Source organism: Candidatus Nitrosopumilus sp. bin_6a (assembly GCF_054095695.1).
Window position 1 is genome coordinate 230,395 of the sequence record NZ_JBSWSR010000005.1, and the last position, 22,182, is coordinate 252,576.

General features: G+C 34.7%; 31 protein-coding genes and 1 pseudogene. 15 read left to right on the plus strand and 17 right to left on the minus strand.

Translation table 11 applies throughout. The features are described 5' to 3' along the window. Positions 1-470: 470 nt before the first annotated feature. A complete protein-coding gene (locus ACW9XA_RS07110) occupies positions 471-626 on the minus strand; it encodes a hypothetical protein (protein WP_457763658.1) in 156 nt (51 codons plus the stop codon). 131 nt (positions 627-757) lie between these two features. Between ACW9XA_RS07110 and ACW9XA_RS07115 the strand changes: the two genes are divergently transcribed. Next, the gene (locus ACW9XA_RS07115) at positions 758-886 is read left to right on the plus strand and encodes a hypothetical protein (protein WP_457763659.1); all 129 of its coding nucleotides are present in this window, start codon (positions 758-760) and stop codon (positions 884-886) included. A 109-nt stretch (positions 887-995) separates the two neighbouring features. On the opposite strand, the gene ACW9XA_RS07120 is transcribed toward ACW9XA_RS07115, so the two are convergent. From ACW9XA_RS07120 to ACW9XA_RS07135, 4 genes are all read right to left on the minus strand, one after another. Then, positions 996-1,175: a hypothetical protein gene (locus ACW9XA_RS07120; protein ID WP_457763660.1), complete on the minus strand. Its 180-nt coding sequence runs from the start codon at positions 1,173-1,175 to the stop codon at positions 996-998. 190 nt (positions 1,176-1,365) lie between these two features. Then, positions 1,366-1,707, minus strand: a complete 342-nt coding sequence (locus ACW9XA_RS07125) for a hypothetical protein (protein WP_457763661.1) — start codon at positions 1,705-1,707, stop codon at positions 1,366-1,368. After that, positions 1,691-2,140 carry a hypothetical protein gene (locus ACW9XA_RS07130; protein ID WP_457763662.1) on the minus strand — a complete coding sequence of 150 codons (450 nt, stop codon included), beginning with the start codon at positions 2,138-2,140 and terminating at the stop codon, positions 1,691-1,693. The genes ACW9XA_RS07125 and ACW9XA_RS07130 overlap by 17 nt, the downstream gene beginning before the upstream one ends. A 339-nt stretch (positions 2,141-2,479) precedes the next feature. Next, positions 2,480-3,229, minus strand: a complete 750-nt coding sequence (locus tag ACW9XA_RS07135; RefSeq protein WP_457763663.1) for a metallophosphoesterase — start codon at positions 3,227-3,229, stop codon at positions 2,480-2,482. 34 nt (positions 3,230-3,263) lie between these two features. Here ACW9XA_RS07135 and ACW9XA_RS07140 point away from each other — a divergent pair, with 34 nt between their 5' ends. Together ACW9XA_RS07140 and ACW9XA_RS07145 are read left to right on the plus strand one after the other, a co-directional pair. Next, complete coding sequence (locus ACW9XA_RS07140; RefSeq protein WP_457763664.1) at positions 3,264-3,569, plus strand: hypothetical protein; 306 nt, start codon at positions 3,264-3,266, stop codon at positions 3,567-3,569. Between the two features lie 45 nt (positions 3,570-3,614). Continuing rightward, entirely contained in the window at positions 3,615-3,866 is a 252-nt protein-coding gene (locus ACW9XA_RS07145) for a hypothetical protein (protein ID WP_457763665.1), read from the plus strand. Between the two features lies 1 nt (position 3,867). On the opposite strand, the gene ACW9XA_RS07150 is transcribed toward ACW9XA_RS07145, so the two are convergent. Continuing rightward, positions 3,868-4,167, minus strand: coding sequence for a hypothetical protein (locus ACW9XA_RS07150; RefSeq protein WP_457763666.1), 300 nt, complete (start codon positions 4,165-4,167; stop codon positions 3,868-3,870). Positions 4,168-4,255: 88 nt separating this feature from the next. Here ACW9XA_RS07150 and ACW9XA_RS07155 point away from each other — a divergent pair, with 88 nt between their 5' ends. The 4 genes and pseudogenes from ACW9XA_RS07155 to ACW9XA_RS07170 all read left to right on the plus strand — a co-directional run bounded on the left by ACW9XA_RS07155 (position 4,256) and on the right by ACW9XA_RS07170 (position 6,814). Continuing rightward, positions 4,256-4,549, plus strand: a complete 294-nt coding sequence (locus ACW9XA_RS07155) for a V-type ATP synthase subunit F (RefSeq protein ID WP_026090104.1) — start codon at positions 4,256-4,258, stop codon at positions 4,547-4,549. Between the two features lie 32 nt (positions 4,550-4,581). Further along, the gene (locus ACW9XA_RS07160; protein ID WP_457763667.1) at positions 4,582-5,610 is read left to right on the plus strand and encodes a zinc-dependent dehydrogenase; all 1,029 of its coding nucleotides are present in this window, start codon (positions 4,582-4,584) and stop codon (positions 5,608-5,610) included. Positions 5,611-5,634: 24 nt separating this feature from the next. Further along, positions 5,635-6,417, plus strand: a pseudogene (gene lsrF, locus ACW9XA_RS07165) (3-hydroxy-5-phosphonooxypentane-2,4-dione thiolase); the annotation flags it as partial. Positions 6,418-6,433: 16 nt separating this feature from the next. Continuing rightward, on the plus strand, positions 6,434-6,814 hold the full coding sequence (locus ACW9XA_RS07170) for a bacteriophage T4 gp5 trimerisation domain-containing protein (protein WP_457763783.1): 381 nt from the start codon (positions 6,434-6,436) through the stop codon (positions 6,812-6,814). On the opposite strand, the gene ACW9XA_RS07175 is transcribed toward ACW9XA_RS07170, so the two are convergent. Next, positions 6,765-7,163 carry a YybH family protein gene (locus ACW9XA_RS07175; protein WP_457763668.1) on the minus strand — a complete coding sequence of 133 codons (399 nt, stop codon included), beginning with the start codon at positions 7,161-7,163 and terminating at the stop codon, positions 6,765-6,767. The two genes, ACW9XA_RS07170 and ACW9XA_RS07175, sit on opposite strands and share 50 nt — an antisense overlap. A 226-nt stretch (positions 7,164-7,389) precedes the next feature. Here ACW9XA_RS07175 and ilvB point away from each other — a divergent pair, with 226 nt between their 5' ends. From ilvB to ACW9XA_RS07200, 5 genes are read left to right on the plus strand one after another with little or no spacing between them, the layout of a single operon-like run. Continuing rightward, positions 7,390-9,087: a biosynthetic-type acetolactate synthase large subunit gene (ilvB, locus tag ACW9XA_RS07180; RefSeq protein ID WP_457763669.1), complete on the plus strand. Its 1,698-nt coding sequence runs from the start codon at positions 7,390-7,392 to the stop codon at positions 9,085-9,087. Between the two features lie 9 nt (positions 9,088-9,096). Beyond that, positions 9,097-9,579: an acetolactate synthase small subunit gene (gene ilvN / locus ACW9XA_RS07185; protein WP_457763670.1), complete on the plus strand. Its 483-nt coding sequence runs from the start codon at positions 9,097-9,099 to the stop codon at positions 9,577-9,579. After that, on the plus strand, positions 9,576-11,090 hold the full coding sequence (locus ACW9XA_RS07190; RefSeq protein WP_457763671.1) for a 2-isopropylmalate synthase: 1,515 nt from the start codon (positions 9,576-9,578) through the stop codon (positions 11,088-11,090). Before ilvN ends, ACW9XA_RS07190 begins: the two co-directional genes overlap by 4 nt. Before the next feature lie 31 nt (positions 11,091-11,121). After that, positions 11,122-12,135 carry an isocitrate/isopropylmalate dehydrogenase family protein gene (locus ACW9XA_RS07195; protein ID WP_457763672.1) on the plus strand — a complete coding sequence of 338 codons (1,014 nt, stop codon included), beginning with the start codon at positions 11,122-11,124 and terminating at the stop codon, positions 12,133-12,135. A gap of 32 nt (positions 12,136-12,167) precedes the next feature. Beyond that, positions 12,168-12,518 carry a hypothetical protein gene (locus ACW9XA_RS07200; RefSeq protein ID WP_457763673.1) on the plus strand — a complete coding sequence of 117 codons (351 nt, stop codon included), beginning with the start codon at positions 12,168-12,170 and terminating at the stop codon, positions 12,516-12,518. Positions 12,519-12,555: 37 nt separating this feature from the next. On the opposite strand, the gene ACW9XA_RS07205 is transcribed toward ACW9XA_RS07200, so the two are convergent. The 5 genes from ACW9XA_RS07205 to ACW9XA_RS07225 form a co-directional block, all read right to left on the minus strand. Then, positions 12,556-13,299 (minus strand): CFI-box-CTERM domain-containing protein, encoded by a 744-nt coding sequence (locus tag ACW9XA_RS07205; RefSeq protein WP_457763674.1) that lies wholly within the window; start codon positions 13,297-13,299, stop codon positions 12,556-12,558. After that, positions 13,296-14,726 (minus strand): plastocyanin/azurin family copper-binding protein, encoded by a 1,431-nt coding sequence (locus tag ACW9XA_RS07210; protein WP_457763675.1) that lies wholly within the window; start codon positions 14,724-14,726, stop codon positions 13,296-13,298. Before ACW9XA_RS07210 ends, ACW9XA_RS07205 begins: the two co-directional genes overlap by 4 nt. Before the next feature lie 103 nt (positions 14,727-14,829). Further along, complete coding sequence (locus ACW9XA_RS07215) at positions 14,830-15,684, minus strand: CAP domain-containing protein (protein ID WP_457763676.1); 855 nt, start codon at positions 15,682-15,684, stop codon at positions 14,830-14,832. 44 nt (positions 15,685-15,728) lie between these two features. Continuing rightward, complete coding sequence (locus tag ACW9XA_RS07220) at positions 15,729-16,868, minus strand: hypothetical protein (protein WP_457763677.1); 1,140 nt, start codon at positions 16,866-16,868, stop codon at positions 15,729-15,731. Positions 16,869-16,951: 83 nt separating this feature from the next. Then, positions 16,952-17,134, minus strand: a complete 183-nt coding sequence (locus ACW9XA_RS07225) for a hypothetical protein (RefSeq protein ID WP_457763678.1) — start codon at positions 17,132-17,134, stop codon at positions 16,952-16,954. A gap of 99 nt (positions 17,135-17,233) precedes the next feature. Between ACW9XA_RS07225 and ACW9XA_RS07230 the strand changes: the two genes are divergently transcribed. Beyond that, a complete protein-coding gene (locus tag ACW9XA_RS07230) occupies positions 17,234-18,460 on the plus strand; it encodes a 2'-5' RNA ligase family protein (RefSeq protein WP_457763679.1) in 1,227 nt (408 codons plus the stop codon). Between the two features lie 19 nt (positions 18,461-18,479). On the opposite strand, the gene ACW9XA_RS07235 is transcribed toward ACW9XA_RS07230, so the two are convergent. Together ACW9XA_RS07235 and ACW9XA_RS07240 are read right to left on the minus strand one after the other, a co-directional pair. Beyond that, a complete protein-coding gene (locus ACW9XA_RS07235; protein WP_457763680.1) occupies positions 18,480-18,674 on the minus strand; it encodes a hypothetical protein in 195 nt (64 codons plus the stop codon). 448 nt (positions 18,675-19,122) lie between these two features. Continuing rightward, positions 19,123-19,398, minus strand: a complete 276-nt coding sequence (locus tag ACW9XA_RS07240; protein WP_457763681.1) for a hypothetical protein — start codon at positions 19,396-19,398, stop codon at positions 19,123-19,125. A 161-nt stretch (positions 19,399-19,559) separates the two neighbouring features. Between ACW9XA_RS07240 and ACW9XA_RS07245 the strand changes: the two genes are divergently transcribed. Continuing rightward, a complete protein-coding gene (locus ACW9XA_RS07245) occupies positions 19,560-19,691 on the plus strand; it encodes a hypothetical protein (protein WP_457763682.1) in 132 nt (43 codons plus the stop codon). Position 19,692: 1 nt separating this feature from the next. Here ACW9XA_RS07245 and ACW9XA_RS07250 read toward each other — a convergent pair whose 3' ends face one another. Then, positions 19,693-19,941, minus strand: a complete 249-nt coding sequence (locus tag ACW9XA_RS07250; RefSeq protein WP_457763683.1) for a hypothetical protein — start codon at positions 19,939-19,941, stop codon at positions 19,693-19,695. 113 nt (positions 19,942-20,054) lie between these two features. On the opposite strand from ACW9XA_RS07250, the gene ACW9XA_RS07255 reads away from it, so the two are divergent. Continuing rightward, positions 20,055-20,279: a hypothetical protein gene (locus ACW9XA_RS07255; RefSeq protein ID WP_457763684.1), complete on the plus strand. Its 225-nt coding sequence runs from the start codon at positions 20,055-20,057 to the stop codon at positions 20,277-20,279. Between the two features lie 81 nt (positions 20,280-20,360). Here the strand turns inward: ACW9XA_RS07255 and aspS are convergent, their stop codons facing one another. Together aspS and ACW9XA_RS07265 are read right to left on the minus strand one after the other, a co-directional pair. After that, positions 20,361-21,647, minus strand: a complete 1,287-nt coding sequence (aspS, locus tag ACW9XA_RS07260) for an aspartate--tRNA(Asn) ligase (RefSeq protein WP_457763685.1) — start codon at positions 21,645-21,647, stop codon at positions 20,361-20,363. A 2-nt stretch (positions 21,648-21,649) separates the two neighbouring features. Beyond that, on the minus strand, positions 21,650-22,162 hold the full coding sequence (locus ACW9XA_RS07265) for a transcription elongation factor NusA (protein WP_457763686.1): 513 nt from the start codon (positions 22,160-22,162) through the stop codon (positions 21,650-21,652). Positions 22,163-22,182: the final 20 nt, after the last annotated feature.

A 22,182-nucleotide genomic window follows, 5' to 3' on the forward strand; every position in this document is an offset into this window, starting at 1 on the left:
GGATTATGCTTTTGAGTTTCTCCTCAACTGACAATTCCTCATCAATACAGATAGAGAGAAAATCAAGATAGTCCTTGTCCTTTATTCCAATCTCTATCTTTCTCATTGTAAAACCTGAACCCTTGTAGTAACATCATCCTCTGAAAGCATCTTTGCGTGAATAACACAAAATCTCATGATACACTTTGCAAATGGTCTTCTAATCCCCTCTTCAAAATAATAGTGCATCACCTGTGCATAAGCTTCGCTGTTGCATCCTAGCATATTACAAATCATAAGAAGTAATCTAGGGATTTTTGAGCCTAAAAGTATGGGTTATTTTGTTATCTTTTGAGTAGGTTAGAATCAATCTCAGATAAAGAGAGTCTATTAGACAGATAGTGCATAGCAATGTATCGTAGTGGTGTGAGTTTGCATATCTGTAAAGAAGGACTGAACTAACTACTCAGCTACGAAAAAGAGATTAGAATTTAGTCTTTGGATTCTTCAAAGTCTTCATCACTTTCATAGTTTTCTTTAAGATCAAGCTCATGTTGTTCTTCTCTCATCTCTTCTTGTTCAGATGCTATGTTTTCAGAATCAGTTGATTTCTCTTTGTCTTTTTTGAATTTGTCTAAAAATCCCATAACATTCTAAATCTTCTATGAACTTAAGCGTATTGTCTGTTCTCAAATTGATTTTCCTTTTCCCTCAATGAAATAGGGGAAAAGAAACAGAATTACTGATTTTTGTTAGAATTGAAACTACAAAGGTATACATGAACGATAGGGAAATAATTGATATGACTAAGAAATTACCTCGTGGACATAACATTGGTGGCGGAAATAGCCAGAAAAGACGCCAAGAGTTCAAAAAAGAAAAAAATTCTGAAGAAAATTCTGAATAGAATTACACCCTAATTCAATTCCCTCTACTCTGTTTTTCATGGATGGAACAATTTTGGCGCCAACTTGTACATTTTTTGTTTTGACATGAATTTCAATAGAGTTTAGAATCTAAGATCCCTTTTGTTTGTCACACGAATGTAAATTGTAATCATATGCCCTGTTGAAAAAGACACCACAGTTAGGACATGTGTAACCATTAGTATATTTGTCAACATCTCCAGGAGAGAACTTTATTGTCTTTCCCTTAGTATCATCATTGTTTTTCCAAAATCTCCCAAACCATCCCATGAATTTTCCTTTTTAATTTTGAACTTAAGCGTATTGCTGATTATGTAACAGCAAACTTTCTACCTAGTACAATTACACTAGTAGGAATTCCAACATACATTACTTTAATTGCAATAGTTTTTCTGCAACAGAATTTACCTTCTCAGCAGTCATTTGGGCACTGATTCTTCCATTAAACACGCTTAGAAGGTCATTGATGTGAACCACCTTCACTGTTGGCTTTTCCAATTTCAATTCTGGCAACATATGCAAAATAGTCACGATACCAGTCTTTGAGTTTCGCCTCATCACGCATGCTAAGGCAGAAAAATTTTGGAAGCATGTCTGTCTTTTCTGCAGGCAGAAAGTCAAATAACTTGTCAACCCCCTTTGGATACAAATTATCCCAGTCATAAAGTGGAATAATCTTTTTTCCGCGAAATTTTGTAAGTTTCTGTGGATAGTGCATCTCAAAAATGTGATTGACAAAAAAATCAAGGGTTTTTGATACCTTCTTCTGAGCATTATCCATCGAGTTAATGAGATTCAACATATCTTTTGATCCTCTCTTCAACCATATCCTCAAGATTAAGGTGATGTGGAAGGTTCATCTTCAGATCTGCTTTTTCGTTTAGAATCTCTTTGATCTCCTTGATCACGGCAATCTTGGACCTGTTAAGCTCAGTGTGCTTCCCGTCAGTTAATTTTTCATTGATACCGTCAAGTACAGAGTGGAGTTCTCCAAGCAAGTGGTCATAACACTGTATCAATTGCTCAAGGTTCTCCTTGACACTCTTGAAGTAATCTGTTTTTTGGACAGATATGATTTCATCTGAAAGTTTTTCATAGTATTTGTAGGCTGTCCTCTTGTTTGTTCCAACAACAGTTGCAGCATAGAGCGGATCATATCCCTTTACAAAACAGTCCCGAAAAGATTCGTCTAACCGAACCTGTTCTTGTTTTGTCGGACGTCCGTTCTTTGACAACAAAGGATTAACGGTACTGTTGCATTAAAAGATAGAGTTTCAATTTATTAAATTGCCAATTTATTAAATTGCCAATTTATTAAATTGCCAATTTATTAAACTGCAAGGAAATATGAAGTTATGATATTACGATTATTAAAATCATTTTTTGTACCATTTAATCCCATTTAATTTTAAAAACATAAACGAAAGTATTCTAAAAAAAGAATGTGGCAAAAAATTCTCTGATGATGAACTCGATAAAGTTCTAAGCAAAATTGAGAAATTTGGTACTGGGCAAAATCACAAAGATGTCCTAATTGTACCTTCAAAGGGCTGTTTGCAACTAAACTGATTTGATCAGATTACTTGGTTAATGTTTGATTCGTTTCCAATTATTGTCCCATCCAATGTGATTATTTTTGCTTTTGATATTTCTTTAATTTTATTTATTATTGGTGAAATGGATTTTTTGTATTGTCTTCTATGTGTCGCGTAAAAATATTTGTTAAATGATGGAATTATCGTAATTTCAATCTCTCCTGTTTTGTTTGGAAAAATATTTTCTTTTTCTGTTTTAATTGAGACCCATACTCTTTGACCATTCATCACCGAGTCTTCCTGAAAAAAAACTGGATGAACATGTCCCATGATTATTTTATCAACATGAGAAAAGTTTTCTGATGGCATTGTGTGTCCATGTGTTAACAAAATGTTTTCTTCTACCATCCCTGTAGAGCTTATCATTGAAATGTCATCTGGCACTAACTTCTGAATATTTGCATCATGATTGCCTGGAATTAGAATTACATCGCATTTTTCTCGTATCTTTTTAAAAAACAATGGCACTTCGTCCCATTCGTTTCTTGAAATATTCTTTATGCTTGATTTTATATCTCCTAATAGGATTACCGAGTCTGGTTTTTCTGCATCAATGATTTCAGATAGTTCTTGAATTGATTCGTTTATGCTTGAGTTTTTGCCTATGAAGATTTGGTTTGATGCCATATTGTTTTCAAACCCAATATGAATATCTGTGACAACTAGATTCTTTTTTTCACCTTCCAAAACCAGTACCGGTTTTGATGGGATGATTCTAGTTTGCAACATCAAAGTTATACTGTAGATATCTGATTAAATTCTTGTGTACAAAGACCTGGAAAGAATTGAATCCATTGTTTCTGAAAAACGAGTAAAGCTACATGTTTTTGAACCAAGTCAAAGAAAAATTTGGACTGTTGTTGGAAAAGGTCAGGAACATTGGATTGATCCTGATTGCAACTATTGTTCCTGTCCTGGATTTTACTTTGGTAAACTAAATGGAAAAACTACTTGCTATCATTTGGAATCTGCACATCTTGCTAGGGCTAAAAATCAGGTAGAGGAGATTGTTTTTTCTGATGATGAATTCTCTGATTTTCTTTTTGGTCTGATTGATGATCTAAAATAATCAATTATTCGAACTTATTAATAACTAGAAAATCATTATAGAATCATGAATGACGAACAACAAAATTCTGAAATAGAAAAAATTGCAAATCTTATGGTTCATGACGATATCTCTCCTGATGAGCAAGATGCTTCTAAACTAGAAAAATACAAAAATCAGATCAAAGAAGACTGTGGTCTAGATGATGAAGATTCCTTGAAGATGGTTTACGAGACATTGCTTTATAGAAAATTAAAAAATTCTGATTCAAGTGATGTTTTAGAAAAAGGTAATGAGTTTGGAGCTGGATTCAGCTAATCTATTCTAATGGTATAGAATCTATATCTTCTTTTGAAGCTCCTTTCCAAAGACCGATCATTCCTTCTGGTTTTACTTCTTCAACTTTAGTAATTTGTTGAATCTTGACGTGGTCTGGATTTGGAGGCATCCATAACATTGCCATATAGTCTCCTGCTTTTCCAACTTTAGTTGGCAAGGCCATGATGACTTTGTCTGCTGCAAATCCTTTTGCAGTCAATGCATTTGTGGCTTTTTCTTTAAGATCCATTCTTCCGTGCAGGAACAAATAGACGTCTTTTTGAGTGTCAATTTCTGCCATGAATTCACTGATTTTTTAAACTAAATCAATCTTTCCTGATCTATTATCCCCAAAAAGGGTTAAATTAGAACGGACAAAATTCTCAACTGTGAAAATCTTTACTGTTGGAAGCAAATCTTTTGTAACTAGTTTCCAATTAGCTGGAATTCCAGGAAAAATTTCCGAAAATCCACAAAAGGCATTAGAAGAAATCAAGACATTGACTGATGATTCTGATGTCGGTCTAGTTTTGGTCAGTGATGATATTACAGAATCTATTAACGATGAATTAACTGCACTTCGAGCTGAAAAATCAACTTTGGTCTTTGCATTACCTGCAACTGGAAGCGAAAAAACTGAAGTTGATTACAGAGTAATGTTGAAGAAAATTCTAGGCGTTTAATCTACTTATAATCAAATTTTTAATGTTCAACCATGAAAACTGCTTCTGTTAAAGAACCTTCTAAAATTTCCGTTGATGAAACAGAAAAACCTCAGTTGCAGTCTGGTGAAATTTTAGTTCAGATGCAAGCTTGTGGAATTTGTGGCTCTGATCTGGAAAAAGTTTTTGGGCAATATGGGCAACCTTCCATGCGTTTAGGACATGAACCTGCTGGCATTGTGGTAGATACGAGTTCTGATGTAACTGATTTCAAAAAAGGTGACAGGGTATTCACACATCATCACGTTCCATGTTATGACTGCCATTTTTGTAATCATGGATATGAAACAATGTGTCAGAAATACTATGAAACTAATCTTTCTCCATGTGGTTTATCTGAAGAGTATGTAGTTCCAGCTTGGAACGTTTCACATGGTGGCGTCTTAAAAATTTCTGACTCTATAAGTTTTGAAGAAGCTGCAATGATTGAACCTTTGGCATGCTGTGTTAGAGCGTGGTCTAAATTTTCTTATCAAGAAGGTGACTCTGCTGCAATTTTTGGTGTAGGTCCAACAGGAATGATGCACGTAATGCTTGCTCATGCTAAAAAATTCTCAAAAATTTTCTGTTTTGATGTAAATGATTTCAGATTAGATTTTGCAAAAAAATTCAAAATTACTGAATCTATGAATTCTATGGATGAAAACAGAAAACAAAAGATTCATGACCATACTGATGGTCGAGGTGTAGATGTGGCAATAGTTGCTACAAGTAGCCTCAAAGCATTAGACGATGCCATAGATCTGGTACGAAAGGGCGGGACTGTAATGATGTTTGGTGTTCCATCAAAAGGTGCAAAACTGGATTTAGATATGAACAAAGTTTATTCAAAAGAAATCACGCTTGTAACTAGTTATGCTGCATCTGACTTTGATACCAAAGAAGCACTAAATCTAATCGAATCTTCTCAGATTGATGTCAAACAATTAATCACTCACACATATCCAATTTCTGATTCTCAAAAAGCATTTGATCATGCTCGTACTGGTGAAAATGCTATGAAAATAATTATTACAAAATAAGAAACGCTTAAGAAGGGATTTTTCTTGCTTCAAAATCGAAGAAATATGGATTGGGGATTAAAAAATAGACTTTCTAGTATTATCAAACCGCAAAATAATCGTGCATTAATGTTAGCTGTAGATCATGGATATTTCCTAGGTCCTACTGAAAAATTAGAGGATCCAAAAAAAGTCATTGCCCCCCTCTTGAAGCACTGTGATTCTCTTATGGTTACTAGAGGTGTTCAAAGAGCATCTGTACCTGCAACTACTGGCACTCCAATGGTATTGAGAGTATCTGGAGGTTCAAGTATTATTGGAGAGGATTTATCACAAGAAGACATTACTGTATCTATTGAAGATGCAATTAGACTAAATGCAAGTGCTCTTGCAATGTCTATCTTTGTTGGTTCAAAATATGAATATCAAACAATTGTAAATCTTGGAAAACTAGTCAGTGAGGCTGAAAAATATGGAATACCTGTATTGGCAGTAACTGCAGTTGGAAAAGAACTTGGTAAAGATGCTAGATATTTGTCGTTGGCATGTAGAGTAGCTGCTGAACAAGGAGCCCACATTGTCAAAACTTACTATTGTGATAACTTTGAAAAAGTTGTACAGTCCTGCCCTGTTCCAATAATTGTTGCAGGTGGAAAGAAAATTCCTGAACGTGATGCCTTACAATTAACCTATAATGCAATCAAAGGTGGCGCAGTAGGTGTAGATATGGGTAGAAACATCTGGCAATCAGAACACCCAGTTTCAATGATTAGAGCCGTTAGAGCAATCGTTCACAATAATCAGAATGTTGATCAAGCCTTCAAACTATACAAAAAATTAGTTAGTGAAGAACCAAGAAAGAAATCAAACAAACCAAACAACCCTAATCAAAACAAGCAAAACAACCCTAATCAAAAGAAATCAAACAACCCTAATCAAAAGAAATCAAACAACCCTAATCAAAACAAACCAAACAACCCTAATCAAAACAAACCAAACAACCCTAATCAAAACAAACCAAACAACCCTAATCAAAACAAACCAAACAACCCTAATCAAAAGAAATCAAACAACCCTAATCAAAAGAAATCAAACAAATCAAACAACCCTAATCAAAAGAAATCAAACAACCCTAATCAAAACAAACCAAATCAAAACCAGAAATAATTACCTGTCTATATTTTTGACAAATGAATGTGCGCAATTTTCCAAGTTGGTTGCTTGACAAGTACAAATGTTGCACGTCCGCTAATTTCCATATGTTCTCCAGTGTATGCTTTAGTATCCACTAACATTCCTTTTTGAATTAATTCTAGTGCCACTACTGCTGTATTTCCAAATATGCTGATTTTTGGATTTTTTATTTCATAGGAATAATCTGAGATGCTGACAAATTTTAATTCTTCAAGCTCAATTGTATTTTGATAATCTTTTAGGTCATATGGAGGTAAATCACTAAAGCTGGAAAATCTAGGATCATTTAGGTGGATGTCTCTTAGTGATGATAGTTCTTTTGTGATTCCAGCTTGAAATAATGTTTCAATCACATTGATGATCTCTTCATTATCTGTCAAAATAATCTATTTCGAATAAGAAAATTCTGAGTTTAAGTCTTCTGTACTATTATATGCAAAAACTCGATTATTGTTTAGAGAATCTTTATTAATTATCAGTTGATTATTTTTTCTGATTTCGATGGACACTACATTAACAGGAATATTTGACAACTCTGTGCTTGCTATTGTTCAACTATAATGTGTGCCTAAAATTTACTAGATTAAAATTATGGAAGTTAATTTGATGAATAAAATGGAAAGTATGACCGGCGCAAAAGCCTTGATGATGGCTATGGAAAAAGAAGGCGTCAAACAAGTATTTGGCTTACCTGGAGGTGCAAATCTTCCAATGTATGACGAATTTGCTCGTTGTAATATTAGACATATCTTAACAAGACATGAACAGTCTGCAGCACACATGGCTGATGGATTTGGAAGAGTCAGTAGAAAGCCTGGTGTTTGCTTTGCAACATCTGGACCTGGTGCTACAAATATTCTAACTGGAATTGCAACTGCACAAGCTGACTCTGCTCCAATGATTGCAGTTACCGGACAAGTTCCTGTTGGAATGATAGGAAAAGATGCCTTTCAAGAAAGTGACATTATCGGAATGGCAAATCCTGTTGTAAAATATGCGTTTCAACCAAGATCAGCTGGCGAAATTCCAGAAGTTGTAAAAAAAGGATTCTTTATTGCCGAATCTGGCAGACCAGGACCTGTGTTAATTGACATTCCAAAAGATGTCCAGACAAATGAAGAACCTATGAATTTTCCAGATGAATTCAAAATTCAAGGATACCATCCATGGGCAGATCCTGATATTGTAAATGTTGAAAAAGCAATCGACATGTTACTTCATGCAGAGAAACCAATCATACTAGCTGGCGGTGGAACTATTATTTCCTCAGCCTTTGCTGAATTACAATCTATTGCAGAAACTTTGATGCTTCCTGTTGTAACTACTTTCAAAGGAAAGGGAGCATTTCCTGAAAATCATCCTTTATCATTAGGTCCAATTGGAATGCATGGTCATGCAGAGGCAAATAAAATGATGTCCGAAGCTGATTGCGTGTTGGCAATTGGTACAAGATTCTCTGATAGGTCTGTTGGTACTTTTGAAGCATTTGAGAAACGATTGAAAATTATTCACATGGATGTGGATCCTGCAGAGATTGGCAAGAATCAGACTGCACAAATTGCTGTAATTGGAGATGTTCGTGTAAATCTCAGAGTAATGGTAAAATTGCTTTTACAGCGTGCTATTAAAAAATCTGAAGAAACTCCTTGGATTAAACATGTTAAAGAAACCAAAACTTATTGGAAAGAAAACTTGAAACTTCATCCAGGTGAAATGGGTGCTGCTAAAATTTTACGTAAACTCCGTGAATTGTTACCAAAAGAATCTGTCGTAACTACTGAAGTAGGCCAACATCAAATGTGGGCCTCATTGTTTTATGATGTAATTCAGCCTGGAACTTTCTTTAGCTCCACTGGATTGGGCACAATGGGATGGGGATTTCCTGCAGCAATAGGTGCAAAAGTTGCAAGGCCTGATGTGCCAGTAGTTGACATTGCAGGTGATGGAAGTTTTGCCATGACTGAAAACTCTCTTGCAACTGCTGTGTTGGAAGATATTCCTGTAATTGTATTTGTACTAAACAATTCCTCATTGGGAATGGTAGCTCAATGGCAGAGAACTTTCTATAATAGAAGAATGATTGGTGTGGATCAAAAAAGTTGTCCTGATTATGTTAAACTCGCAGAGTCTTATGGAGCTCAAGGAATCAGAGCTCAATCAATGGATGAGCTTGATAAAGCGATTAAAACTGCATTAAGCAGTGATGTTGCAACAGTGATTGACATTCCAATTGATCCTGAAGAAGATGTGTTGCCATTTGTAGCTCCTGGAACTTCACTTGCGGAAATGATCTTGCCTTCTTAGTGATTGATTATGTGGGCTATTCTTTCTATTTTAGTTGAAAATAAACCTGGGATTTTGTTTAAGGTAACTCATCTTTTCAGATCTCGAAACTTCAACATTGATAGTATTTCAGTTGGAATTACTGAAAACCCTGATTATTCCAAAATGACTATCACCACATATGGTGATGAAAAACAGATTGAACAAATTGTAAAGCAACTAGATAAAATGATTGACACTGTTAAAGTCGAGCATCTAGATGAGCACAAAACTGTCTTTCGTGAACTGAGCCTTTTTAAGATAAAACTCAGTAATGCTAATGATAGCATGGAAGTAAACAAATTGGCAAATGCATATGGCGGTAAAGTCCATGATGTGAAAAAAGACTCTATCATGGTTGAATTGACAGCTACTCCTGATCAAATTAAGGCATTTGAGGAATTGGCAAAACCATTTGGCATTATTGATGTTGCACGAACAGGTGTTGCTGCTTTGCAAAGGAGCGGAGCATGAAAGTTAGAATATTTGACACTACATTAAGAGACGGAGAACAAACAATCGGTGTATCTTTATCCCCAAATCAAAAATTAGCTATTGCAAAAAAACTCGATGAACTTGGAGTTGATGCAATTGAAGCTGGCTTTCCAGTAATCTCTGATGGTGAATTAAAAGCAGTAAAAATGATCACAAGTGAAGGGTTGTCTTGCGAAATTGCTGGATTGACAAGAACTATCAAAAAAGATATTGATGCGGCAGTAGATGCAGGATTGAACTATATTCACACATTCATTGCAACGTCTGACATTCATTTAGAACATAAACTCAAAATGACCCGAGATCAGGCTCTTGAAAAAGCAATTGAAGCAGTAGAATATGGGAAATCTCGTGGATTGCAAGTCGAATTCTCAGCCGAAGATGCTTCAAGAACTGATAGAGAGTTTTTGAAAAAAGTATTTGGGGATGTTGCCAAAGCAGGTGCAGACCGTGTCAATATTCCTGATACTGTGGGATACTCTACTCCTGAATATATGGCAGAAATTACTAGGGATACAGTAGAAGCTACAAAACTTCCAGTAAGCGTTCACTGTCATAATGATTTTGGATTGGCTGTTGCAAATTCCCTGGCAGGAATTCATGCAGGAGCTTCATGTGCACATGTTACAATTAATGGAATTGGTGAACGAGCTGGTAATGCTTCATTAGAAGAACTCTCTATGGCCTTGAAATGTTTGCCATATGAACAAAAATATGAGACAAACATCAAATCAGAACTAATCTACGATACTTCAAGATTTATCTCTAAAACTGTTGGAATAATTGTTCAGCCTAACAAGGCAATTGTTGGTGCCAATGCATTTGGTCATGAATCAGGAATTCATACACACGGTGTATTGAGTAATCCTCTTACATACGAACCAATCAGTCCGGAATTAGTTGGAAGGAAAAGATGGCTCCAAGTTGGAAAACATGCCGGTGTGCATGGAATGAATGCAATGTTATCTGAATACGGAGTAATTCCTACTGAGGAACAATCACACCAAATCTTGGAGAAAGTCAAAGTGTTAGGTGATCAAGGTAAACAGATCACTGATGTTGAATTACTTTCTATTGCAAGTGAAGTCTTGGGAGAAAAAGATCTTAAAAAAATTGTGCAATTAACCGGATTCTCTGTATCGACTGGAATAGGGACAATGCCTTATGCATTTGTAAAATTAAACGTAGATGGTGAGGATCATGTCGGTACTGATTATGGAGTTGGACCTGTTGATGCTGCACTAAATGCAATTCAAAAAATCACTGGAAAACTTTCTGAAATCAGAATAAAGGATTATGGATTGGCATCAATATCTGGTGGCTCTAGTGCATTGTGTGAGGTTACAGTAAAGGTTGAGGATGCATTAGGAAACAAGGTCTCTGCAAAATCTGTCGGTGAAGATATTGTAACTACTTCAGTAAAGGCAGTGATTGATGCAATTAATCATATAATGCTTAAAAAATTACTACATGAAAAACAGGTACGATAATCCTAAAATTATCTTGATGTGATATCATACTATGTACAAAATTTCATTAATTACTGGTGATGGGATAGGTCCTGAATTATCTGAATCTGTACTTTCTGTTTTGAATACTATTCATGATCGTCTTGATTTGAAATTTGATATTACAAAATTGTCTGCCGGTGACAAGGCATTATCTGAAACTGGAAAAGCGCTTCCAGATGAAACAGTTGCAGCAATAAAACAATCTGATGCTTGCATGAAGGCCCCTGTTGGTGAAAGTGCAGCTGATGTTATTGTTGTTTTGAGAAGAATGCTTGATCTTTATGCCAATATCCGACCTGCAAAATCTTATCCACACATGCCTGCATTACGTGATGACATTGATATGGTAATTGTTCGAGAAAACACTGAAGATCTCTACACTGGCAAAGAGTTCAGTTTAGGAAATGCATCAGTGGCTTTAAGAATAATTTCAGAAGCTGCTTCTAAGAGAATTGCAAAATATGCTTTTGAAACTGCAAAACAGCGTGATTCTATGAGAAAAGTAACATGTGTTCACAAATCCAATGTCATGCGGGTCACTGACGGTATGTTTGCAAAAGCATGTGCTGATGTTTCTAAAGATTATCCTGATATTGCATTTGAAGAAATGTATGTTGATGCATGTGCGATGAATTTGATCCGACAACCGGAACAATTTGATGTTGTGGTGACTACTAACTTGTTTGGTGATATTTTATCTGACGAATCTTCACAAGTAGTAGGTGGTTTGGGAATGGCTCCTGCGGCTAATATTGGAGACAACTTTGCATTGTTTGAACCAGTTCACGGTGCTGCTTTTGATATTGCAGGACAGAACATAGCTAATCCTTCATCTTTTCTACTATCCATCAAGATGATGCTTGATTGGTTAGGAAACAAACACAATGATTCCAAATGTATTGAGGTTGGAGCCAAATTAGAATCCACAATATTTGATTTGGTAAAATCTGGTGTGAAAACAAAAGATATCGGTGGTACTAGTAGCACTACTGAATTTACCAAACAGATTACTGACAACCTCTAAAAACAATAGCCCCCTCCTTTACGGGTAAATTTGTGACAGTGACTAGAGATGTGACAGGAGTTGATTTGTTGGAAATTAGTTTAATGTTAAAAAATTGTAATGACGTTGTGATAGACGAGGAAAAGGTATGTTGTATGTGTGGAACTACAAAATTTATTGGACGTGTCAATACTGGAGAAAAATACTATTGCAATAGATGCATAAAAAAAATTAATGATTCAGGAATGGACTATTGGAAGTCATGCACACAGATAGAGTTCTTTGAGAGTGTGTTATCCCGTAGGAGAAAAGGGCGAAGTAGAAAATCAACAAACATGCTTTCAAGTTTAAAGGAACAGTTTGAAAAATTTAAGAAAGAAGCAAAAGAGAATGATGAAATTTAGAATCTAAAGGATGTCATAACAATAATTATTGCAGATTTCATTTTTTAATTCTCCAAACTATCATGGCAGGAGATACAAAATACATTCCAATATTAAGTACAATCAATGAAATTCCAATTCCTAAAACTTCAATTTCTGAATCTGCATACTCCATTAATGACAATGAACTAATCATTGGAGTAATGGATAGTTTTACCATCTCTTTGAATACTGGATTTTCTCTTTCATAGTCTGCAATTACTGGACTAAAGGAATAATAGAAATCATTGAATGAATTCATGAAATTTGTGCCTGATTCGGTACCTAATAGTTGATTATCTCTGATTTCTCGCAGTTGTTGTACTTGAGGAGCTAACTCTGAGCCATAGGTGGCAGTTGCAATTAGACATCCGCCACCATTATCAGATGATTCTTCACCAGAGGATGCTTGTCCAGAATTTTGAGTAATTGTTTTTGTTTCAGTTATGGTTTGTCCACCTTGTTTTGAATTAGCTACAATATCATAACTTCCTGCTTTTCCTGATTCAGGAATTTTAAATTTGAGATAAAATGAACCGCCATCACCAAGAGTAACTGTTCTAATCAGTATTGTCTCTCCATCAGGATTTTTAATTTCTAATGCAACAAAGTCACCACTATTCCCATTTTCCACATTACCGTTAATCTCTACAGTATCTCCTCCTGCAAACTGTTCTTTGTTTGTGTTAATTGTAATTTCAGAAAACGAAGCAGGAATGACCGACACTACAAGTATTGCGGCTAAAAACAAAACTAACTTCATTGAATTCTCACCATAGTTGAGGATTCACCAGTAAGTGGGACTCCTCCTTGACTTGGCCAATCAGAAAATACATTTGCATAAATATCTCCACTTCCTGTTGATGCATCATTTGGAATGAAAAATGATAAAGTCATTTCAGATTGTCCTGAACCAAGTGTTGTTTTGAAAGATCCTATTCCTAAACTAGTTAACTCTAAATCAAATAGATTAATTGTTACAAGTGAGTTTGTATTTGAATCAGAATTTAGTACAACTTTGACAAATCCTAGTTTGCCTTTAGTAAATGAAGATACTGCATTTCCTTGTTGATCAGTTGGCTGTAATGATATGATGTCTATTCTTGCTGAATTGGATTTTACGGTAAATGTCGTAGAATCTGAAACTTTACTTCCGGAAATTGTTGCAGTTGTATCAACTCTGTATGATCCACTTTGTGACGAGTCAGGTAGTTTGAATTGTAAAGAACCATTTCCTTGAGAATCAGTAGAGACTGAACGTGAAACAATACTATCTCCACCAGGACCAATTACGCTAACTGCAACATTGGCACTTTTTGAGGTAGATACTTTGACGGTTACAAGATCATTTGGACTATATTGATAATCATCAGTTGAGACTGAAATTGTACCTGGAGTTGTTGGTATTGGAGTTGGTGTGGGTGTAGGAGTTTGTGTAGGAATTTCTTTTACTAGTACTTGACCCACCATCCATGGATGTACCATACAAAAATAATCGTATGTTCCTGCATCTCTAAATGTAACTGAGAATGTGCCTCCACCCATAAACAAACTAGAATCAAATATACCATCAGGTCCACCGTTGGGTGTCCCACTTGTGACAGTATGTGCTGCAGAATCTGCATTAAACCAATCTACTTCTTTTCCAACTGTAGTAGTAAATCGATATGGTGTATAGCAAGAGTTTGAATTTTCACATCCGGGTACTCCACTTCCTTTGGCAACAGTTACATCAGTTCCACGAGGAATTGAATATGTTGGGGCAGGTGCAGGTGTTGGTTTTGGTGTTGGAGTATAAGATGAAGAAGATTCTTGAACTATAATTAAACCGACCATCCAAGGATGCACCATACAAAAGTAGGGTTGTTCACCTACAGTTTCTGGACTCCATTCGTATGATCCACCTACCATTAGTAGACTGGTATCAAATACTCCATCAGGTCCCCCGTCGGGAGTTCCTGATGTGTATGTATGTGCTGCACTGTCTGTATTTGTCATGATAACAACACCGCCAACATCAACTGTTGCAGTACTTGGACTGTAACATCCTGAAGATGTTGCCTCACATCCTGGAGCGCCAGAACCTGATGCGGTATTAATTGTGACTTCTGAGTGATCTGCAAAAGCAGAATTTGCACCAAACAATAAACTAAATCCAACTACTAGAAGAACAAAATATGAATTTCTCAATATCATTTTCTCAAACTAGCTACTTTTAAAGAGATCTATACTCTTTCAAATAAGAAATTCAAATACATTGCGATTTAGAGTTGTAAGCATGTTGATTTAGAGATTAACAAAAATTCTGAGTCACATACACTTTATCATCATCGGCAATTGCGACACCTATTCCTTCTCGGTCATAAGTTGATTCTAAAATATTGGCACGATGTCCAGGAGAATTCATCCACCCGCTGACTACTTGTCTTGCGATATCTTCATTTGTGTTCCAATCATAAGATGTTGGAATTCCATTAATGTATGATATTGAATTATACAGATTATTTTGGAATATGTTTTCAGCAATTCCGTCAGTATAGTAACTGCCATAATCTTTTACGCAAGAATATCTAGCATTGTTTGCCCTGTCTGTTGGCTCCATTCCTTTTAGATTTACATGATCAAAGAAATTATTTATTGCCATATCATGACTGTGGTCATAGGCAATTTTTTCAAGATTTCTATCAACTGATAATTGATTTAATCCGTGTTGTTTTCTTTGCTCATTTGTATATTGGTGGACCAATTTCCCTATCATTGATGAATCATGTGATGGTTTTTGGATAATGGTATTTTGAATTTGAGCGGATTCTGGAATATTTTCTTTAATTTCTGTAACTTTTTTTGTGATTTGATTAATCGTAGGTTCTATATCTGAAATTTCAATGTTTTTTCTAATTGTGTTGCTTAATTTTTCACTGGTTTCAGATGCAATGTTTCCAACTGTGTTACCAACATCTTGAATATTCCCAGGCATTGTTTCAATAGATTGTTCTAAATTTGCTTGATCAATTTGAATTTCACCAGCATACACTAAAACTCCCAGCATAATTACAGTCCCGATTATTACAACACCAATAGCCGCAGGTTTGGCATTAGTTTGCTTTTTACTATGACAAATTGGGCAGTTTGAACCCTCAAACCGCATTCGGCATCTTTTACAGAAACCCAACATCAGTACTCCTCAAAAAACTACTCAACTAAGACATCTCCAAACTCGGTTAACTCATTACAAGTTTTCTCGATAACTCTTTTCAATATGTTAGATGCATCATGATGATCTGCATCTTGCCTAATGAGTATTCCAGTGATAGAGTGTGAACTATCATGAATTTCCATACTGGGATTACTACGTCTGATGTGCTTCATTATAATTGCTTTAAGAAATTCTTCAGGCTTTGAGAGGTGAACCTGTAATGTATATCCTCCAACATCATGATCCCAAAAGTCAATATTTCCTCCTGAAATTAATTTTGCAAATTGATGTTTGCCACCCCTCTCAACTGAAATCCTCCAAGTAATTTTATTTTGTTTTATTTTTATTTCATTACGGATTTCACTATCTTTGATATGGATTCTATCTAAGATGTCAGTTTCTTTCCAATACTTTGCATCTTTTTTTTCTAAATCATAAAAAACTCTAACTGATGCTGAATCGCTTAATGATTCAATCACCGAAGGATCATAGAGATTTTCATTGTTTTTAATTTTTTCTTCTAGTATTTGCTTTTTCTCTATTTCCTCTAACTTTCTTTTCTCTTCTGTTTCTTTTCGTTTTATCTCTTCCTCCTTTCTTTGATGTTTATCTAATTTCCTTTCGTTCTTTATCTCCATTGCACGCTCTTCTTCTAACTTGGCATATTCTTTTTTTCTAATTTTTTCTTCTGCTTGAAACTGTTCCCAACGTTTTTGTTCTTCTTGTTTATGTTGCTCTTTCTTTTGTTGGAGTTTTTTATCATCAATGACAGGGTTTGGAACTTGTTTAACTTTTGATGGTTTATCATTTTTATTATTAATAATTTTAAAAGTTACAACAGCGATTGCAATAATTACTGCCAACCCCACTAAAATTATTGTAATTGAGTCATCACTTAACTTGATAATTTCAGATGTTTGAGATGGGATTGTTGGAGTTTGCTGAGGAGTTTCCGAACGTTGAGGGATCTCAAAACGGCCATTAACAATATACTCTGAACAACCAGAAGGATCTGTATCCCAATTCTTTTGACAATATTCTTGCATAATGTCTCTAGAACCTATTTGTGAAAACGCAGGTAAAGTTGAACTAAACACCACCATCAATGCCAAACTTGCAATCAGAATTAATCTCATACTTTTTTCATAATTTCACATTATTTATGCAAACAAGCGTAAAATCAGGCATATCTTTTGAATCCTCTAGTATTTTAGAAAAATTATTCACTTACCATTCGACCCATTAGTCTTCTACCCAATGCAACAATTGCGCCGATAATCAACAACAATCCCAACCCTACTACATACATTCCACCAAAACCATATGTTCCATTTACTGGAATCATAGCACCGACAAAAAGGATTACAATTCCTATAATCAGCATTTTTAGCCAAAGTTTCAATAATTTTCTAATGATTGTATGAACTTAAGCGTATTGTTAATTCTCTGATTCCTATTTGAAATACACAAAGATGAAATCACAGAATAACCGTGAAGAAACATGCCTAATGGTGGACCCTCAGATCCCATTTATCAGAAAATAGTTGGGAAAATGAAATTTAGAGAACCAAGCTATCTAATTGAATTTCGATTTTCAGGATATGCAAAGCAATCCATTAAAGAATTAAAATCAAACATTACAAAACAATTTGGAGTCACTAGGAAAAAAATAGTTCCGCACATCACACTTGCTGGTCCATTAAAGACAAAAGATGAAAAAAGACTAGTACACGAAATTGTAGATATTTGTAAAAAATATGATCTAGTTAAATTCAAGATAGATGGATTTGATAATTTTGAAGACAGAGTAATTTATGTTCGAATAAAACCTTCTGAGGAACTAAAAAATCTAAGATTGGAAATTGCTGAAAGGCTGTACCAATTTTGCAATACTACTAAATTTGACAATGATAGGAATTTTACTTTTCATTCTACTCTAGTTCTAAAAGATATTGAAAGAAAATTCCATAGAATTTGGGATTATTTGCAAACATGGAGAATTCCTGAAATGGAGCAGTATGTTCTAAGAATTACAATTCTCAAAAACAGTAGAATTTTAGCAGAATATGATCTGATATTAAAAAAGCTGTTAAACCGTACTGATTCGCTAAATAGAGACATTCATAGTAAAACAATTAAAAAATTAGAAAAACTTCGTGAAACAACTGATAGGAAATTTGAAGATATTACAAAAGAGGGTAAAATTTATCTTTTTAGTGATGCGCATTTTGATCATAAAAATATCATCAAATATTGTAAAAGACCATTTCATTCTACAAGACAGATGAATCAAACACTAGTTGAGAACTGGGATCATACAGTTGGTGATAATGACAAAGTGTTTTTTCTAGGAGATCTGTCTCATGGACGAGACAGAAGACCCATAGATTATTGGTTGAGTAAACTAAATGGAGAAATATGCTACATCCGAGGAAATCATGACAAGGACATCATTAATCGTGCTACAGTAATTCATTCACATTATGGAATCCAATACAAAAAATATCAATTTCTCTTAATGCATGATCCACATAGGCCAAATGGATATGACGGATGGATTATTCATGGAGACAAGCACAATAACAGTCTAAAAGATCATCCATTTATCAACCAAAAAAATAAGACAGTAAATGTTTGTGCAGAATTAGTAGATTACACCCCAATTTCTTTGGATAGGATTATAGAATTAATTGAAACAGGAAGAAAATACAATACATCTAATGGATAAATTGTTCCTTTTATTTAGATCAAATCTGCTCTAATAAAAAATGATTAAATGATAAAGGAACAGATTTGTTTAATTTTTGATCAATACCATCTAATTGACCAAACCACATCCTTTTCCTGTCAGCATTGAGATTTACTTGTTTTTCATAAATTTGAAATTTACCAATATCTGCAATCTTATTTGAAATTATTTTTTTTATTTTCAGTTGTGGCAAATTATTTCCACTGGAAACACATGTGTGATAATCCTATTTGAAAACGAAAAATTGACCATGTGTTGACACTGAATCAATTGAAGTTTATTGGGATTCCCATCTGAAAAACAGTGGTGAAATAGAAATTTGAAAACAACGAGATACATGGAAAACACGCTTGATTCAAGGACGTATTTCCTAACATGATGTGTTTTCCAGACCTATCATTCTACTACGCAGAACAACGGTTTCTCGTCATATCTATTACGTCAAAATCATATTTAACATTGATCATAATTCCCACCTAGTGGCAAGAATATTTGGGATCTAAGATATTTTCTGAATGTATTCTTCATGTGTTTTTTTCTGGTTTTGAACTATCCACAAAAACACTTGATAATTTGCATTCATGAAAATTTGTTTTAATTTTTTGTTAAGGATCAAAAAGTGTAATAAATTTGATTTTTTGCTAATCTTTTCTTTTTTTTATGTCTGATTTGGGGGGATTTAGTGACCAAAAAAACATTGCAAATCCAACTGGAATCATAATTAACACTGCTGCAACCACGGAAATCACGTAAAAATTAGGATCTAGTCCTGGAATGAATGGGCCTGGAAATACAGCATACAGCCACAACAATACTACAAAAATCAAAAGAGGCTTGTTTTTCTTGATTATTTGCCTTGGGCTTAATTTTCGTTTTTGAATGTAGCAGTTCTTACAACGTGTTCTATCATCTGTCATGCAATTTGTACAACAATCTTTTTCACAAAAGTAGCATATTCTATCCCCAAAAGATGATCCACAATAATCACATTTGTACACTATTCTGAATTCTTTTCTTTGAATTTATTTATTTTCAGAAAATATCAATTTTTATTAATTGGATTTTTTAGCATAATGCTATGGTTGTTTGTTGTATTTGTAAAGTAGTACCAGGCACACTAAAAATTTCTGATGGGAATCCAAAATACAAAGGAAAGCCTATCTGCAAAGAGTGTCAGGGATATCGTAAATTACTCAAAGAAACAAAATAAATTATTCTGAATTTTTGGTCTTGTTTTTTGCAGCCCATTCTTCATACATTTTGATTAGTTCGTCTACGTCTTTACCTTCTTCAGAATAAGTCACAATCACTCCAAATGTCCCTTTTTTGTCGTGACCTCTTGCAAAGTATCCCCAAAATGAATCCGGCAATTTTGCAAAACTGCTTGAATCATGAGATACCCCGATGAGATTGTTTCCAATGACTTCTACAACTTTTTTTGCGTCTATTTGTTCAATCATGAATTTTGTTAAAGAATAATGAACTTAAGCGTATTGGAAACTATCTTGAGTTAAAACGATCAATGATTTAGAAAATAAAAAATATGTAAACAATACTGCAAAGAACAGATAAAATGGCATGCAATTGTGAAAATCATCTAGACCAGTATACTTGTTCAGGGGATGATTGTAATGTGTGTGTATTGGGAGAGGAGAATTTTATTGAAAATCCCTCATCTCCTAAAGAGCGATATTGTCTTGATTGTGCAAAGAAAAAAGCAGGATTTACTGACCAGGAATTGTGGCAATTAATGTTGGCAAACCAAAAAAATGATTTTGGCTGCGGTGACAAGTGTTAGGTTCATTTCCATGATTCATGTTGTTGAAATTCAAAAATTCTCTGGATTTGTTTATTAGATAATATTGTAATTTTGAGATATTTATGGACTCAATCTATCCGGATCTCTTGGGTACAAGACAACTTCTCGAACATTGTCTATTCCGATAAGTGTGGTCATTAGTCTGTCTAAACCCATTCCCCATCCAGAGTGTGGTGGCATTCCCCAATCAAATGTTTTAAGATGGTCTGCAAATTGTGTTGGGTCCAGGCCTTGCTCTTTTAATCTCTCTTTTAGCATCTCTGGATTGTGAAGTCTTGTTCCTCCTGATGACAATTCTAAAAATCCATACTGTAAATCAAATGAACGCGAAAGTGTTGCATCTTCATCTTTTTCTCTGATGTAAAATGGTTTTAATTTCATTGGCCAGTCTGTCAAAAAGTAAAATCCTGGATGGTTTCTGCCTATAATTCTAAGATGAGAGTCAAGCAAGTCGTCTCCAAATTCTACTTTCTCCCCCTCTTTTTTCAATTCTTCAATACACTGAGAATATGTAATTCGCTCAAATGGTGATGATGGAACTTTAATTTCATGCTCAATTGCCTCTTGCTCTGTTTTACATTTTTCTGAAACATCTTTGTAAACTGCAAGCACAAGTGATTCTAAAACATTCATGACGTCCTCATAGTCCATAAATGCAGCTTCGATGTCAATACTGGTAAATTCTGTCAAATGTCTTCCTGTGTGGGAATTCTCTGCTCTATAGAAATTTGAAATCTCAAATACTCTTTCTAGTCCAATTGTCATCTGTTCTTTGTATAATTGTGGACTTTGAGCAAGATATGCTGTTTTTCCAAAATAATCTAATGAAAATAAATCTGCTCCTCCTTCGCTGGCACTTCCTATTATTTTTGGTGTTGTAATCTCTATGAATTTCTTTTCTGCCAGAGTTTTTCGTAGTGATTGTAAAACATGATGACGCAATTTGAAAATTGACGCCGTCTTTTGATTTCGCATATCTAGTGCGCGATGATTTAATCTTGTATCGATATTACTTTCTAGTCTTCCTATTGGATCTACTGGCAATGGATGAATGGCTTTTCCCAATATTTCAATCTCTTCTGCCTTTATCTCAAATGCAAAATCTCGGGCTTTGGTTTCTTGCACAATCCCTTTGATGCTTACAACGCTCTGACGATTAATTTCTCCTAGATTGTCATTTAACTCCCCCTTTACAATGACTTGTGAAATTCCTGACACATCACGCAGTGTGATAAATGACATTTTCCCCAATTTTCTTAAATCTTCAATCCATCCCCCCAAAACAACTTGTTTGCCGATTAAGTCTTGATTTAATTCTGAAATATCGTGAGTTTTTACAAACACCATCTCTATCTTTTATCCTCGAATTCTATCTCAATGTCAAGGTTTCGGGCATTTTTGACTATGTGAACGACTTTTTCAGTATCTATTGGAAATTTAGGCGTCCATTTGCCTGAAACCACTGCCTTTGTCTTTTGAACTCCTCCTGGAGCCCATACTGCATTTATTGATAAAATTTTAGTTGGAAAGAACAAATCCTCGATAAATCGCTTATCTGTCTCATCTGCCTCCACAAGCCAAATTTTCCCTTTGAATTGCTCCTGTAATATTCGATATAATGTACGGCTTTGTCTGATGATCATGATGTCGTTTTTTGCTAATGATAATACAAAATTCCCATCAAATTCTTTGCACGAATATAATGTAAAATTTTCAATTTCTTTATTTGATTTTGCAATATTTGCAAGATTCATTGATGCATCTACATCTGCCTTGGTTAATTTTCCTGATTCCACCTTGCTTTCACACTGGGGACAAAGAATTGCGTTTTTTGCATCAAAGCCACAAATTGGTAATTTCATTTGAATCGACTTTTTCATTC